Raw genomic sequence first — 15,302 nt, 5'->3', positions numbered from 1 at the left:
CGCCGCGCCGCTGGCGCGGCGGCCCCGGCCCGTTCCCGCCGGGTCACGGCCCGCTAGTTGCGGTCCGTGGGCCCGTTGTCCCGCCGGGTGAACCGGTCGAACAGCCCGCCGGCCGCGCCCGCCGCCGCGTCCGCCATGTCGCGCACCTTCCCGACGAACGGGTCGGCGGTCCGCTCCCACGACTCCCGGTAGGAGCGCGCCGCGTCCTTGATCCCGTCCCGGACGGACGCGTCCTCGTCGTCGCCGCGGTGCGGGTAGTCCCCGGCCAGGATGCGCTCGTACTCGCCGCTGCGCGCCCACCGGTCGATCTCCGCGAACCGGATCACCGCGAACGGGTGCGACTGCCCGAGCAGGTTCAGGAACTTCAGGATGCCGTCCCGCACATCGCCGGCCGCGTCGTACTCGCGCGCCTGCTGCAGGAACGCCTCGGCGCTCATCTCGCCGAGCCGGACCCCGCCGGCGAGCTTCATGTTGACCCGCTTCGCCGCGTCCACGTCCTGCCCGGTGAGCAGCCCCGCCCGGTCGGAGGACAGCTCCGCCTTCCGGAACCACTCCCGCAGCCCGATGATGATCGTCGCGATGCCGACGTTGCCGAGCGGCAGCCACGCCAGCCGCGCGCCGAGCTGCAGCAGGACCTGCATCATCGTCTGGTACACCGCGTGCCCGGACAGGATGTGCCCGACCTCGTGGCCGATGACGAACCGCAGCTCCTCGTCGTCCAGCAGGTCGATCAGGCCGGTGTTCAGCACGATGAACGGGTGGTCGGAGCCGAGCGCCATCGCGTTCGGCGCCGGGTCCTGCCGGATGTACAGCTCCGGCACCTCCGGCATGTCCAGGATGTAGCAGGCGTCGCGGACCATGTCGTGGATGTGGCGGAACTGGTCCTCACCGACGCGCACCGTCCCGCCCAGGAACATCAGGCGCAGCGACCGCTCGTTGATGAGTCCCGACATCTTGCGCAGGACGACGTCGAACCCGGAGAGCGACCGCAGCGCCACCAGCGCCGATCGGTCCGCCGGGTGTTCGTAGGCCCGGGAGCTGATCCCCGGGAAGCGCGTGCGTGCTCGATCCGGTGTGTTCTCCGTCATATCTGGCATGGTAGTTCCGACGAACCGCCGTGCCGGAGGGTTCCCCCGCCGCAGAGCCCTCGGCCCGCTCCGGCCGCGCCTGGGAGGCAGCCATGTTCGACCCCAAAGCCGAGGCGATGTCCGTGGACGAACGGGCCGCACTGCAGCGGCACCGGCTGTGGGGCCTGGTCGACCGGCTCCTCGCCGCCGGCGGCGTGCAGGGACGGCGGCTGAAGGAGACCGGCGTCACCGGCGGCTCGGACGTGACGCTCGCCAACCTCCGCGACCTCCCCTTCACCACCAAGCAGGACCTCTGGGAGCACTACCCGTTCGGGATGCTCACCGCCCCGCGGGACCAGGCCGCCGCCGTGCACGGCTCCAGCGGGACGCGGGGACGCCCCACACTCGTCGCCTACACCAAGGCCGACCTCGACCTGTGGGCGGCGATGTGCGCGCGTTCCCTGGCGTGCGCCGGGGCGTCGCCCGGCAGCATCGTCCACAACGCCTACGGGTACGGGCTGTTCACCGGCGGCATCGGCATCCACCAGGGCGCCGTGGCGCTCGGCGCGACCGTCGTGCCGATGTCGGGCGGCATGACCGACCGGCAGGTGCGGATGCTCATCGACCTGCACGCCGACATCCTCACCTGCACCCCCGCCTACGCACTGCGGCTCGGCGAGGCCGTCGCCGCGGAGGGCGTCGAACTGCCCGCGCTGAAAGCCGGGCTGTTCGGCGCCGAACCCTGGTCGCAGGAGCTGCGCGCCGCCATCGAGGACGTGCTGCCCATCAAGGCGATGGACATCTACGGCCTCTCCGAGGTCATCGGCCCCGGCGTCGCCACCGAATGCCTGGAACAGGACGGCCTGCACGTCAACGAGGACCACTTCATCGTCGAGGCCGTCGACCCGTCCACCGGCGAACCCGTCGAGGACGGCACCCCCGGCGAACTCGTCTTCACCACCCCGACCAAGCAGGCCCTGCCCCTGCTGCGCTACCGGACGGGCGACATCGCCTCCCTCGACCGCGCCGAATGCGCCTGCGGGCGGACCCTGGTCCGGATGAGCAAGGTCGTCGGACGCGCCGACGACATGCTCGTCGTGCGGGGCGTCAACGTGTACCCGAGCGAGGTCGAACGCGTCCTGCTCGGCTCCGGGCTCGTCCGGCCGCACTACCAGCTCATCGTGGACCGGCGCAGCCCGTCCGTCCGGCTCCTGATCGCCTGCGAGGCCCTGTCCGGCGACCCGAAGGACCGTCTCGTCCACGCGCTGCACGAGGCGCTCGGCCTGACCGCCGAGGTGTTCCTGCTGCCCGCCGGCACCGTGCCGAGGGTCGAGGTCGGCAAAGCCGTCCGCGTCGTGTCCTGGGAGGACGGCCACCCGCCGCTACCCGGCCTCAGATGACCCGGACGTGCCGCGCATCCACCCGGCTGACTATTCTCGTCGCCATGACGCAAAAGCGGCGGGTGGGGATCATGGGCGGCACGTTCGACCCCATCCACCACGGGCACCTCGTGGCCGCCAGCGAGGTCGCGCACTTCTTCTCCCTCGACGAGGTCGTGTTCGTGCCCACCGGCGTCTCGGCCCACAAAGAAGAACGCAAAGTCGCCCCCGCCGAGGACCGCTACCTCATGGCCGTCATCGCCACCGCGTCCAACCCCCGCTTCTCCGTCAGCCGCATCGACATCGACCGGCCCGGCCCCACCTACACCGTCGACACCCTCCGCGACATGCGCGCGATCCAGGGCCCCGACACCGACCTGTTCTTCATCACCGGCGCCGACGCGCTGGAGAAAATGCTCACCTGGCACGACACCGGCGAACTGTTCGAACTCGCCCACTTCATCGGCGTCACCCGTCCCGGCCACCGCCTCGCCGACCCCGGCCTGCCCAACGGGCGCGTCTCCCTCATGGAGGTCCCCGCCCTGTCGATCTCCTCCACCGAATGCCGCGAACGCGTCCACGCCGGCGAACCCATCTGGTACCTCGTCCCCGACGGCATCGTCCAGTACATCAACAAACGCGGGCTGTACTAGCGAGGCGAGACCGGCCACCGCACGGCGCGGAGGCGGGCGGACCGGGGCGCCTACCCTGGAGGAGGAAGGGCCGCATGAGCATTGCGGTCGTACAGCGACACAGGGGTCAGCCGGCCGCCGCCCATGAGAGGGTGTCAACGGAGATGACCCCTACAGGGAGGATCGCGAGCGCACCGTGACCGCATCCGAGAGGGCGGTACAGCTGGTCCGGATCGCCGCCGAGGCGGCGGGCGACAAGCTGGCCGACGACATTCTTGCCTACGACGTGAGCGAGCAGCTCGTCATCACCGACGCGTTCGTGCTCTGCTCCGCCCCAAGCGACCGCCAGGTCCGCGCCATCGTGGACGAAGTCGAAAAACGCCTCCGCGAAGAGGCGGACGCCAAACCCGTCCGCCGCGAAGGCGAGCGCGAGGGCCGCTGGGTACTGCTGGACTACGCCGACATCATCGTGCACATCCAGCACGAAGAAGACCGCATGTACTACGCCCTCGAACGGCTGTGGAAAGACTGCCCCCTCATGAAGCTGCCGGAGAGCGTCACCGCCCACCAGGCACAGCGCGCCCGCGCCGTCGGGAGCCCGAGTGAGTGACACCCGGCCCACCCGCGAACCCGGCCGCCGCCGCCTCGTCCTCTGGCGGCACGGCCAGACCGCCTGGAACGTCGAACGCCGATTCCAAGGCAAGACCGACATCCCGCTCGACGAGACCGGCGTCCAGCAGGCCCGGCGCGCCGCCCGGCTCCTCGCCGGGCTCCGCCCCACCCACCTGCTGGCCTCCCCGCTCCGCCGCGCCGCCGAAACCGCCCAGGCCCTCGCCGACATCACCGGACTCCCCGTCCGCTACGACAAGGACCTCATCGAACGCGACGGCGGCGAATGGGAGGGCCTCACCGCCCAGGAGATCCGCGAACGCTACCCCGCCGAACACGCCGCCTGGCAGCCGCCCGGCGGTGAGACCAGCGCCCAGGTCGCCAAACGCGTCGGCGCCGCCCTCGAACGCGCCCTCGACGACCTGCCCCCCACCGGCCAGCTCGTCGTCGCCTCCCACGGCGCCGCGCTCCGCCTCGGCATGTCCCACCTCATCGGCCTCCCCGAAGAGACCTGGGAACGCCTCGGCGGCCTGTCCAACTGCTGCTGGTCCGTCGTCACCGAAATGCGCGACGGCGGCTGGCGCCTCGCCGAACACAACGCCGGCACCCTCCCCGAACCCGTCCTCAGCGACGACCGGCCCGACGCCGGAACCTGACCCGCAAACGATTCGAGACCAGCCCCGTCCGTCCTATACACTGGCGGGGCGCTGCGGGATGAACGTCCACGCAGCGGCGGGGCTATGGCGCAGTTGGTAGCGCGCCTCCATGGCATGGAGGAGGTCTGGGGTTCGAATCCCCATAGCTCCACTCGGAGTTGGGAGTGGTGTGGTCGGAGCCTGGGGGCTCCTTCCCCGCCACTCCTTCGTCGTGTTTGCCCGGGGGGCGACCCCCGGACCCCCGGCGTGGGGGCTCCGCCCCCACGCCCCCTGCCGGTTCCCTTGCTGCGTCCGCTCGGGCCGCTGCCGCTTGCCCCCTTGTTTGGGGCTTCGCCCCTTGCCCCCTGCTGGTTTCGGGTGGTGTGTTCGCTCGGGTCTTTGGTGCTTGGGGTTTCCCCGGGCTTCGCCGGGGTTTTGGGGCTTCGCCCCTTGCCCCCCTTGGCTGGGGGAATGGGGCATCAAGGTCCCCACCTTCAACGGGGGCTGCACACGGCCCGCGCGTCTCAAGCGCTCCCAATGTGCACTAAGCTTTTCCTTGACCGAGGGGCTATGGCGCAGTTGGTAGCGCGCCTCCATGGCATGGAGGAGGTCTGGGGTTCGAATCCCCATAGCTCCACCCAGTGTTTCCCTGTGTCTCGACCCGGGGGTCTTGCAGGGGCAGTCTTCGCCCGGGTGGCTGAACGCCCTGATCAGAGGTCGCCTGAGAGGTTCTCATCCCGTAGGTCGCCTGCCGGCGCCGAGGGACGCGGTCGGGCCGGTCTGCGGCGCTCAGGGCTTCGCGGTGATCTTTCCCCGCCAGCCGAGATCATGACTGGTTCGAAGGACTTCGCCGAACCCGGTGGGCCTCACCGGTGATGGTTGGACCGTGATGATGGGGCCGTGGTCGCCGAACGGCTGTCCGATCACCTGAGCGTCAGCGGGCGCCGTTGTGTCCGGCCGGCCGGCGGCTGCTCCACGGTGGCCGAGCGGTCCCCGGGTACGGTCACGATCGCCGCGGGCCCCGCCTGGCGTGCTCGTCCACCGGCGGGCGGGTGGGACGTGGTCATCTGGTTGCGCACCCACCGTGCCCCCGACGGGGACGCTGAGAACGACGCGGACATCGTGATCGACCTGCACGATACTTCCTGGCCGGTGATCCGCCACGTCGCGCTGCGCCTGGCCGGGAACGGCGACTGGTACATCACCGAGAGCCGGGCGTTCTTCGCCCCCCGCGCCGCCACCTGGGACGCCAGGTTCGGTGACGACATGCCCGCCTACGCCGCCGCGGTCGGCCAGGCCGCCATCCCGGCCGGTGGGGCCGTCCTGGACGCGGGCTGCGGTACCGGCCGCGCCCTGCCCGCATTGCGCGATGCCGTCGGCCCCATCGGGAAGGTGATCGGCCTGGACATCACCCCCCAAATGCTCACGGTCGCCAGGGCGACGGGCCGCGCGCAGCACGCCGCCCTGGTCCTGGCCGACGCCCGCCGGCTACCGTTCGCCGACGCCCGATTCGACGCGGTCTTCGCCGCCGGGCTGGTCCCCCACCTGCCCGACCTCGCCGCCGGGACGGCCGAACTGGCCCGCATCACCCGGCCCGGTGGCAGGCTGGTCATCTTCCACCCCTCCGGACGCGCCGCACTGGCCGCCCGCCACGGCCGTACCCTGCGTCCCGATGAGCCCCTGGCCGAGACCTGCCTCCAGCCGTTGCTGGCCTCCGCGGGATGGCGCCTGGACCGCTACGACGACCCGCCCCACCGGTTCTTCGCCCTGGCCGTCCGCCTGTAGCCCTGTTTTCGCCCCAAGGCGGTCGACGCCCCGGACGCTTCGGCGCGGAGCGGCGGGCCGCATCATGGAAGGCGAGGTTCCATGTCGCCGGGCCAGGTCACGATGACCTTCCGCCGGCCAATCCGGGCGATGTTGCATAGGGAACATCGCCCCGGATCCCGGTAGTGCACGCCCCCTTTCCCCTCCTGGCCCGCTGCCGGGTGGGCCAGGAGGCGGGGGGCTCAGGGGGTGTCGAAGCCGGCCGCGGTCAGTGTGGTCCGACCCTGCGCCGAGACCACCAACCCGAGGAACTCCTTGGCCAGGGCGGGCTGCGGGGCCTTGGCCAAGGTGACGATGGGATAGTCGTTGATGGCCTTGGCCGCCTCGGGGAAGTCGATGCCGTGCACCTTGGCGCCGGCGGCCTTGACGTCGGTGCGGTACACCAGGGCGGCATCCGCCTCACCGAGGGTGACCTTGTTCAGGGCACCCTTGACGTCCTTTTCCAGCGAGACAGGCTTGACGGTCACGCCGGCGGCGGCCAGAGCCTTGTTGGCAGCCGCTCCGCACGGAACCTGTTCGGCGCACAGCACCACCTTGACCTTGGGGCTGGCCAGGTCCTTCAACGCGGTGACCTTGCCGGGGTTGTCGGCCGGGGTGGCGATCTGGAGCCGGTTGCGCACGAAGATCTGCGGCTGCCCGTCCGCCAGATGCGCGTCGGTGACCGTCTTCATGGTGGCCGGGCTGGCGGCGGCGAACACGTCGGCCGGGGCGCCCTGAGTGATCTGCTGGGCCAGGGCGGAGCTGCCACCGAAGTTGAACCGGACCTTGACCCCCGGGTGGGAGCCTTCGAAGGACCTGCCGAGCGTGGTGAAGGTCTCGGTCAGCGACGCGGCGGCGAACACCGTCACCGTCTTACCGCTCCCGCCTCCGGAGGAGGTGCCGCCGCAGCCGGCGGCGGCTCCTGCGAGCAGGGCCAGGCCGGTGACTCCGATGGTCAACCGGGCGGCCACGGGGGCGGCCAGGCGGGTGATCAGGTGCTTGAGCGGCACGGCGAACTCCTCCGAATGGGGGGAAGGCGATAGGTCAGCCGGGGGTTGGGCGTTCGACGACGACGTTGGTGGACTTGATCACCGCTTCGGCGATCACGCCGACCTGCAGGTCGAGCTGGTCGGCGGCCTCCCGGCTCATCAGCGACACCACCCGGTAGGGGCCCGTGGCGATCTCGACCTGGGCCATCACGTGGTCGCGCACGACCTCGGTGATGATGCCCCGCAGGCGGTTACGCGCAGAGGACATGACGTACTCGGTCTGCCCGGGGGCCATCTGGGCGCGGGCAAAGGCGGCCAGGTCGGTGCCCTGGACCATCCGCCGTCCGCCCTGGTCCCGGCGTGCGGGCAGCCGGCCGGCGTCGATCCAGCGGCGTACGGTGTCGGGGCTGACTCCCAGCACCGTCGCGACCTCGTTGATCCGATACTCCGCCACAATCCTCACCCTACTCTCGCACAATCCATGCTTCACACGATATGAGCCGGGCATGTGCCACCTTGGGGAGGTCAAGATGTTCGTATTTAAGCGACTCTCCGAAGAGGTGTCCCTGCCCGGGCTCCGTGTCCGCTCTCATCATGGCGATGATCGCAGCCGTACCGGTGGGACGCGCGGAGTGTGATCAGGTGAAAGCGGTGGCGGGACCGGTCCAGATCGAGGTGATCCGGGACACGTACCGGCTGCCCGCAGTGTCTCCGGGCACGACCAGCTGGGGCCCCTCGGCGTCCAGGGGGCGTCCGTCCACGCTGGTGGCCAGCAGTATCCCCGCGTCGCCGTAGCGCGGGTCGACCTCTCCCCACGACACACCGCGTGGTGCGGGCCCTGGTGCTCGTCGGCCGGCGGCCGACGAGCACCAGGGCCCGCGGAGGTATTTCGGGTACCGGTCGCTACTCGGAGGATTCGGCGCATTCGGCGGGGCCGGCCGTGGTCCCGGGGGGAGAGCGATCTGCGCGCCGACCCTGTCCGCTGCTGGTAGGAGGCTCCGCCCCCGTACCCTGGCGGCTCAGGTTCGGGGTTCGGGGGTCGTCGTGTAGCGGAGGACGGCGCCCACCCGGGTGGCGCCGTTGGGCGGGAGGACCACCAGATCGCTGTCGGTCGCCGCAGCGGCTCTCACCAGAGCCGCATCCGCTCTGTCCTCGTACGGGTCGGTGATGCCGAACTCCTCGCGGAGTTCGCCGGGGGTCGCGGCCACCTGGGCGGGGTCTGGGCCGATCCACAGGCGGGCGTCCGAATCGCGGTCGTCGGTCAGGATGAGTGTCTCCACCTGGCCGTGCCGGAGAGCCGTGGTGGTCTCGGATAGGCCCGAGACGGCTCGCTCGCCGTTGGCCAGTTCGCGGTCGAAGCGTTCGGCGACCGTCATGACGCGTTCGGTGGTCTTCAGGTTCAGGAGACGGCGCACCTCGGCGTCGAGGTCCGGGTCGTCGACCGTGGTGTTCTTGTCCGCCTCGACCGTGTGCTCCAGGACGCTCTCCGAGACCTCCTCCATGACGGCGCTGCGGGCGCGCGTGTCGCCGGCGATCACGACGGCCTCGGCGCCGCAGCGGTCGGCGGCGCGGTCGATCTCGTGGGCGACCTTCTTCGCGTTGGTCTTCCAGACGTTCTCCGAGGAGCGCTGGAAGCGGGACTGGTTCCAGTCACCCGCCTTCACCTTGCGGATGGGATAGTCCTCGTCGCCCCGCACGTCGATGTGCTGGTGGCGCCCGTCGGCCGTCACACAGTCGATCGCGCCTCCGCGGCGGTCGACGACGGCCAGCAGGTGCGGGAACCTCTCGCCGCGTTCGGCCAGATACGGCAGGACGTCCGGGAGCGGCGCGAGGACGGCGCGCGTGGTCCGGGGCGGCCGGGGGAGCCGTTCACTGTGCACCACCTCGCCGTCCGCCGCGAAGATCACGATGCCCTCGGAACGGCGCTCACCCAGATCCTCTTCGATGACCCGCTCGATCGCGCGGAGGGTGGGCTTCGGGGTGTTCTGGTCCTCCAGGTCCGCGCGCAGCGCCCGCCACCGCAACTCGGCCGCCTTCGCCGCGTCCTCGGTGGTCCGGGTCAGATCGGCGTACACCGACGCGTACGGGCCCGGACGTTGATACAGCGTCTTGAGGAATGCCAGATCCATGGGAATGGCGGTACCCGTTTTTGTTGGGGCAAACATGAAGAAAGCGACGGTTGGGGCGAGTGGGACGCCAGCTCTCGGCGGCCTGCCGCGGACGCACGTAGCCGAGTGCGGCGGCCCAGCACGAAAACGAGCTCCATCTAGTGGTCGCGCAGCGCCTTGACCAACTCGGACTTGCTCATCGAGGAACGCCCCTTGACGCCGATCTCGCGGGCCCGTTTCAGCAGCTCGTCCTTCGTCCAGTCGTCATAGGACGGGCTCTTGCCGCCCTTGCGGCCGACGTTCTTCTTGCCGCGGCTCGCGGAGGCGTTGGCGATGCGCGCGGCCTTCTCCTTGCTCTCGCCCTTGTCGCGGAGCTTCTGGTACGTCTTCTCGTCCTTGATCTGCGCTCTCGGCATATCCGGACAAGTACCCGGCACGCGTGGTCCACACATCAGAGACAATGACACCCGGGAAGGGGACTTGTGCGCATCGGCATCCTGGGCCCGCTCATGGTGCGGGACGAGGCGGCGCGGCCCGTCGAGGTCGGCGGCCGGCGGCTGCGCGCCCTGGTGGTGCGGCTCGCGGTCGAGGCGGGGCGGCCGGTGTCGGCCGAGCGGCTGCTGGACGACCTGTGGGACGGCGCGCCGCCCGCCGGCGGAGGCAACGCGCTGCAGGCCCTCGTCTCCCGGCTGCGCGGCGCCGCCGGACGGGACGTCGTCGAGCACGGCCCCGGCGGGTACCGGCTCGGCATCGACCCGGCCGGGGTCGACACGGTCGCCTTCGAACGCGGCGTCGCGGCGGCACGCGCGCAGGACGATCCCGCGCGGCGGGCCGACGGGCTGCGGGCGGCGCTCGCGCTGTGGCGCGGCCCGGCTCTCGCCGACGTCGCCGACGCCGACTTCGCCTACGGGACCATCACCCGCCTGGAGGAACTGCGGCTCGCCGCCGTCGAGGACCGGGTGGACGCCGAGCTCGCCGCCGGGCTGCCCGTCCCGCCGGTCGCCGAACTGGAGCCGCTCGCCGCCGCGAACCCGCTGCGCGAACGGCTGCGCGGGCAGCTCATGCGCGCCCTCTACGCGGCGGGACGGCAGGCCGAGGCGCTGGAGGTGTACGAGGAGACGCGGCGGACGCTCGCCGACCGGCTCGGCGTCGACCCGTCCCCGGAACTGGCCGCCGTGCACCTGTCGATCCTGCGCCGCGACGCACCGGCGCCCGCCGCCCCGGATGCCGCGTCTTCACCGCGCACCAACCTGCCCGCGCAGCTCACCAGCTTCGTCGGACGGGAGGAGGAGTCGCGGCGCGTCGGCAAGCTGCTCCGCGAGACCAGGCTCGTCACCCTCACCGGCCCGGGCGGCGCCGGCAAGACACGGCTGGCGGGGGAGAGCGCCACCGCGGTCGTGGAGGAGATGCCGGACGGCGTGTGGTTCGTCCCGCTCGCGCCGGTCAGCGATCCGGGCGACGTCGCGCAGGCCGTGCTGTCGGCGCTCGGCGTGCCCGAGGCCGTCCGTCCGGGCGAGACGCGGGTGGTGGTGCGGCCCCTCGACCGGCTGACCGACTTCCTCACCGCCAAGCGGATGGTCGTCGTCCTCGACAACTGCGAGCACCTCATCGACGCCGTCGCGCGGCTCGTCGACCACGTCCTCGCGAAGGTACCGGGCGTCCGGATCCTCGCGACGAGCCGCGAACCGCTCGGCATCACCGGCGAGGCGCTGTGCCCCGTCCCGTCGCTGCCGCTGCCGGACGACGATGTCACCGACCCCGCCGAGGCGCTCCGCCACGCGTCGGTGCGGCTGTTCGCCGACCGCGCCGCGGCCGTCCGCCCCGGCTTCGGCGTGGACGCCGGAACCGTCGCCGACGTCGTCGCGATCTGCCGCGCGCTCGACGGCATCCCCCTCGCGATCGAACTGGCCGCCGCCCGGCTGCGGTCCCTCACCTGCGGCCAGGTCGCGGCGCGGCTCGGCGACCGGTTCCGGCTGCTCGCCGGCGGCAGCCGCGCCGCACTGCCCCGCCACCGGACGCTGCGCGCCGTCGTCGACTGGAGCTGGGACCTGCTGGACGATGTCGAACGCGCCGTCCTGCGCCGCCTGTCGGTGTTCGCCGGCGGCGCCACCCCGGACGCCGCCGTCCACGTGTGCGGGCTGGACGCGCCGGACGCGCCCGAACCCCACGACGTCATCGACGTGATCGCCGCCTTGATCGACAAGTCGCTGGTGATCGCGGACGGCGACACCGACGTCCGCTACCGGCTGCTGGAGACCGTCCGCGTGTACGCGGGGGAGCGGCTGGAGGAGGCCGGCGAGACCCGGCGCGTCCGGGACGCACACGCCGCCCACCTCGTCGGGCTCGCTCAGCGCGCCGAGCCGGAGCTGCGCCGCCGCGACCAGTTGCGCTGGGCCGAACGGATCGCCGCGGAACGCGGCAACATCGCCGTCGCGTTCCGCCATGTGGCCGACACCGGTGATGCCGGGACGGGCCTGCGGCTCGTCGCGGCGCTCGTGTGGTTCTGGATCCTGCGGGACATGGAGCGGGAGGCCGGCGGCTGGTCGATCGTCGTCCGCGCCATGATCGGTGACACCCCGCCGCCCGGATTGGACGAGGAGTACGCCCTGTGCGTCATCTCGTCCAGCCTCTTCAGCGAGATGTCCAGGGACGAAGGGCCGACCCCGGAAACACTGCGCGCGACACTGACCGAGGCCGCCGCCGTCGTGCCCGAAGCACCGGTGCATCCGGTCCTCGCCCTCGCCGACACCGCGAGCTGCCTCTTCAGCGGGGACATGAACGAGGTGAGGAGGCGTCTGCGGCGCCGCCAGGACCACCCCGACCCGTGGGTCCGCGCCGTCGTCCGTGTCATCCTCGGGCACATCGGCGTCAACACCGGGAACATCGACGAGGCCGCCACGCAGACCGCCGACGGCTACGCGCGCTTCCGCGCGCTGGGCGACCGGTTCGGGATGATCCTCGGGCTGAGCGGGCTGATGCAGGTGGCCATGGCCCGCGGCGAACTCGCGGAGGCCGTCCGGCTCGGCGAGGAGGCGTACGGCTACGCGACCAGCGGGGTCAGCCCCGAACAGGGCGGGACGCTCCTCGTCCATCTGGCGCGGGCGCGGGCCCAGCGGGGCGAGATGGCCCGGGCCCGCGCGGACCTCGGCAACGCCATGGCGCAGCTGGAACGGATCGGCGAGTTCGCGGATGCGGCCGGCGCGTCGCTGATGCTGTGCGAACTGGCCCTGTGGGAGGGCGACCGCGAGGCCGCGCGCCCGCACGCCGACCGGGCCCACCGGTGGGTCGAGTCGCGCGCGCACCGCCCCGACTTCGCGCAGACCGCCCGCCGCACCTACAGCCGCCTCGGCTGCCTCGCCGAGGAGGACGGCGACCTCGAAACGGCGAAACGCCGGCACGTCCAGGCCCTCACCGGCCTGACCGACGGCGCGCTCATGGGCAACCCGACGGTGGCCTCCCTCGTCGAGGGACTCGCCGCCTACGCCGCCGCACGCGGCAACTTCGCCCGCGCCGCCGAACTCCTGGGCACCGCGCACAGCCTGCACGGCTACCGCGACACGGCCTGCCACGAAGTCCGCCGGACGGTGCCCGCCGCGACCCGCGCACTCGGCGAAGACGCCTTCACCGCCGCCTACGACCGTGGCCGCAGGGTCACGCGGGAAGACGTCTTCGCCCAGGGCGCCGACCTGGTGGAGTCCGTCTGACGGCTCCTTCAGACCCTCCGTGAGTACATGCGCATGGCCAGCGGGAACGTGACGAGAACGATCCCCGCCGCCCACGCGAGCGTGTACCAGACGTGGTTCCCGACCGTGCCGCCGACCGTCAGCGCGCGCACCGCCTCCGCCAGATGCGTGACCGGGTTCACCTTCGTCCACGCCTCCAGCCAGCCCGGCATGGTGGAGGTGTCCGGGACGAGGATGCTGCTGCCGAACGTCAACGGCATCAGCCAGATGAACGAGAACCCCTGAACCGTCCCCGGTGTCGGCGCGATCAGGCCCACCAGCACCGACAGCCAGGAGACGGCCAGGTAGAACACGTACGCCAGCGCGAACGCGGCCACCACCGACAACGGGTCGGTGTGGAACCGGAACCCCAGCAGCGACCCGAACCCGACGAGCACCGTTATCACGACGAGGAACCGGACCGTGTCCCCGAGGACGGTCCCGACCAGCGGAGCCGAACGCGCGATCGGCAGGCTCCGGAACCGATCGAACACCCCCTTGTGGATGTCCTCGTTCAGGGCCGTCCCAAGCCCCATCGTCGCGAACATCGCCATCTGCGCGACCAGCCCCGGAAGCAACTGCTGCAGATAGGAGTGCGTGTCGCCGGCCACCGCACCGCCGAACACGTACAGGAACAGCAGCAGGAACACGATCGGCATCAGCGTCGTGTCCAGCAGCTTCTCCGGCGAGTGCTTCAGCTGGGCGACGTTGCGCCACGCGAGCGTCAGGCCGTGCCGCAGCGTCCGCCGCGGGCTGACGCGTCCGGGTGGCTCCGCCGCGGTGCGGCGAGCGTCAACGGTCATCGCGGTCATGCCAGGCTCCCTTCGAGTTCGGATCCGGTCTCTTCGGCGAGGTGGCCCGTCAGCGTGAGGAACACCTCGTCCAGGCTCGGCATCCGCAGCGCCAGCTCGGCCGCCACGATGGACGCCTCGTCCAGCCGCCGGACCAGCACCGACAGCAGCCGCCGGTCGTCCACCGGCGCAGTGACGAGCCCGGCCGCCTCCTGCACCTCGGGCTGCTCCCCGGTCAGCTCGGCGACGATCGCGGTGAGCTGGGAGATCCGGTACGGCTCAGCCGTGCGCACCACGAGCGTCTGCCGCCCGACCCGCCCCTTCAGGTCGTCGGACGTCCCTTCGGCGATGACCCGGCCGTGGTCGAACACCACGATCCGGTCGGCGAGCGCGTCGGCCTCCTCCAGGTACTGCGTGGTCAGCAGCACCGTCGCGCCGTCGGCGACGACATCGCGCACTGTGTCCCACACCTCGTTGCGGGCCCGCGGGTCGAGGCCGGTCGTGGGCTCGTCCAGGTAGATGACCTCGGGGTGGTTGATCAGGCTCGCCGCGAGGTCGAGCCGCCGGCGCATACCGCCGGAGTACGTCTTCACGGCGCGCGCCGCGGCGTCGGTCAGCCGGAACTGGTCGAGCAACTGCTGTGCCCTGGCCTTCGCCTCCCGCCTGCCGAAGTCCAGCAGCCGGGCGATCATCACCAGGTTCTCGGTGCCGGTCAGCTCCTCGTCGACCGATGCGTACTGCCCGGTGAGCCCGATCTTCGCCCGGACGCGCGCCGCGTCCTCGACCACGTCGTAGCCGCACACCTCGGCCCGTCCGGCATCGGGCTTGAGCAGTGTCGCCAGCACCCGCACGGCGGTGGTCTTGCCGGCGCCGTTCGGCCCCAGCACCCCGAGCACCGTGCCTCGGCGAGCCGTGATGCCGACACCGTCCAAGGCCCGTGTCTCGCCGAACCTCTTGCGCAGCCCTTCGGCCCGGATCACTTCGTCCATCGATCTGCCTGCCTTCCGCCTGGGCATCTTCTGTGACGGTCACCACCGTCGGGGAAGGCGCTGACAGGCCGCGTACATCGGCGCCCGGCCGCTGACACGCCGCTGACGCGCTACTGATCTTGACCGCTCGATACCGCGACGACCAGCAAGTTCGCCGAGTACACGCCAGAACACCGCTGATGCCCGGGGCGATGAGGCGACGGACGCGTAGAGAGGTCAACGACCTCCTCTGCCGGGCGTTGTACGGCCGTGTCGATTTGACGGACCGTCCGCGGCTGCTAATGTCTGTCGTGCCCCAAGGGGATGCGGGACGCCGACAGGCGGACGGCCCCGGGGGGAAGCCAACAGAGAGAACGGTTCGTAGCTTGCTCCGGGCCGAGGTACTCTTAAAAGGCAAGCTCGGACGGGATGCAGGACACCGCAAGGTGGCCGACCCGCAGGGCACCTCCTACGAGATGGTCTTCGCCAGGTCTTCGGCCTGGGGGTGAGTCGTCGCGTGGGGGGCTGGGACGCCTCCGACCGTCAAAAAGATCTTCGCTGATCGGCTTGACAACGGGAGCGAACCGGGTAAGTTAGAA

At 71.4% G+C, this 15,302-nt stretch carries 14 protein-coding genes and 2 tRNA genes; 8 read left to right on the top strand and 8 right to left on the bottom strand.

The features are described 5' to 3' along the window. Positions 1-53: 53 nt before the first annotated feature. On the bottom strand, positions 54-1,088 hold the full coding sequence (locus AF1_RS06595; protein ID WP_084262511.1) for a M48 family metallopeptidase: 1,035 nt from the start codon (positions 1,086-1,088) through the stop codon (positions 54-56). Between the two features lie 92 nt (positions 1,089-1,180). Between AF1_RS06595 and AF1_RS06590 the strand changes: the two genes are divergently transcribed. The 7 genes from AF1_RS06590 to AF1_RS06560 all read left to right on the top strand — a co-directional run bounded on the left by AF1_RS06590 (position 1,181) and on the right by AF1_RS06560 (position 6,107). Then, positions 1,181-2,467 (top strand): phenylacetate--CoA ligase family protein, encoded by a 1,287-nt coding sequence (locus AF1_RS06590; RefSeq protein ID WP_067794110.1) that lies wholly within the window; start codon positions 1,181-1,183, stop codon positions 2,465-2,467. Positions 2,468-2,511: 44 nt separating this feature from the next. Continuing rightward, complete coding sequence (gene nadD / locus AF1_RS06585; protein WP_174548826.1) at positions 2,512-3,099, top strand: nicotinate-nucleotide adenylyltransferase; 588 nt, start codon at positions 2,512-2,514, stop codon at positions 3,097-3,099. A 175-nt stretch (positions 3,100-3,274) separates the two neighbouring features. Further along, positions 3,275-3,688, top strand: a complete 414-nt coding sequence (rsfS, locus tag AF1_RS06580) for a ribosome silencing factor (protein WP_067794108.1) — start codon at positions 3,275-3,277, stop codon at positions 3,686-3,688. Further along, the gene (locus AF1_RS06575; RefSeq protein WP_067794107.1) at positions 3,681-4,343 is read left to right on the top strand and encodes a histidine phosphatase family protein; all 663 of its coding nucleotides are present in this window, start codon (positions 3,681-3,683) and stop codon (positions 4,341-4,343) included. The genes rsfS and AF1_RS06575 overlap by 8 nt, the downstream gene beginning before the upstream one ends. Positions 4,344-4,421: 78 nt before the next feature. Then, positions 4,422-4,494 (top strand) — tRNA-Ala (locus AF1_RS06570). Between the two features lie 392 nt (positions 4,495-4,886). Next, positions 4,887-4,959 (top strand) — tRNA-Ala (locus tag AF1_RS06565). A 263-nt stretch (positions 4,960-5,222) separates the two neighbouring features. Then, a complete protein-coding gene (locus tag AF1_RS06560) occupies positions 5,223-6,107 on the top strand; it encodes a class I SAM-dependent methyltransferase (RefSeq protein WP_217999804.1) in 885 nt (294 codons plus the stop codon). Positions 6,108-6,328: 221 nt separating this feature from the next. On the opposite strand, the gene modA is transcribed toward AF1_RS06560, so the two are convergent. The 5 genes from modA to AF1_RS06535 all read right to left on the bottom strand — a co-directional run bounded on the left by modA (position 6,329) and on the right by AF1_RS06535 (position 9,638). Beyond that, positions 6,329-7,135, bottom strand: coding sequence for a molybdate ABC transporter substrate-binding protein (modA, locus tag AF1_RS06555; RefSeq protein ID WP_306303153.1), 807 nt, complete (start codon positions 7,133-7,135; stop codon positions 6,329-6,331). 34 nt (positions 7,136-7,169) lie between these two features. Beyond that, positions 7,170-7,568, bottom strand: coding sequence for a TOBE domain-containing protein (locus AF1_RS06550; RefSeq protein WP_067794106.1), 399 nt, complete (start codon positions 7,566-7,568; stop codon positions 7,170-7,172). 184 nt (positions 7,569-7,752) lie between these two features. Beyond that, on the bottom strand, positions 7,753-7,935 hold the full coding sequence (locus AF1_RS06545) for a hypothetical protein (RefSeq protein WP_067794105.1): 183 nt from the start codon (positions 7,933-7,935) through the stop codon (positions 7,753-7,755). 198 nt (positions 7,936-8,133) lie between these two features. Beyond that, positions 8,134-9,243: a baeRF2 domain-containing protein gene (locus tag AF1_RS06540; protein WP_067794104.1), complete on the bottom strand. Its 1,110-nt coding sequence runs from the start codon at positions 9,241-9,243 to the stop codon at positions 8,134-8,136. Positions 9,244-9,380: 137 nt separating this feature from the next. Continuing rightward, positions 9,381-9,638 (bottom strand): DUF7218 family protein, encoded by a 258-nt coding sequence (locus AF1_RS06535; RefSeq protein ID WP_067794103.1) that lies wholly within the window; start codon positions 9,636-9,638, stop codon positions 9,381-9,383. A gap of 66 nt (positions 9,639-9,704) precedes the next feature. Here AF1_RS06535 and AF1_RS06530 point away from each other — a divergent pair, with 66 nt between their 5' ends. Continuing rightward, entirely contained in the window at positions 9,705-12,926 is a 3,222-nt protein-coding gene (locus tag AF1_RS06530) for a BTAD domain-containing putative transcriptional regulator (RefSeq protein ID WP_067794102.1), read from the top strand. Positions 12,927-12,934: 8 nt separating this feature from the next. Here AF1_RS06530 and AF1_RS06525 read toward each other — a convergent pair whose 3' ends face one another. After that, positions 12,935-13,756, bottom strand: coding sequence for an ABC transporter permease (locus AF1_RS06525; protein ID WP_067794101.1), 822 nt, complete (start codon positions 13,754-13,756; stop codon positions 12,935-12,937). Next, on the bottom strand, positions 13,753-14,724 hold the full coding sequence (locus AF1_RS06520) for an ATP-binding cassette domain-containing protein (RefSeq protein WP_067794100.1): 972 nt from the start codon (positions 14,722-14,724) through the stop codon (positions 13,753-13,755). Before AF1_RS06520 ends, AF1_RS06525 begins: the two co-directional genes overlap by 4 nt. Positions 14,725-15,302 lie beyond the last annotated feature (578 nt).

Source organism: Actinomadura formosensis NBRC 14204 (assembly GCF_001552155.1).
Classification (GTDB): domain Bacteria; phylum Actinomycetota; class Actinomycetes; order Streptosporangiales; family Streptosporangiaceae; genus Spirillospora; species Spirillospora formosensis.
This window is presented reverse-complemented; position numbering and strand designations above follow the sequence as displayed.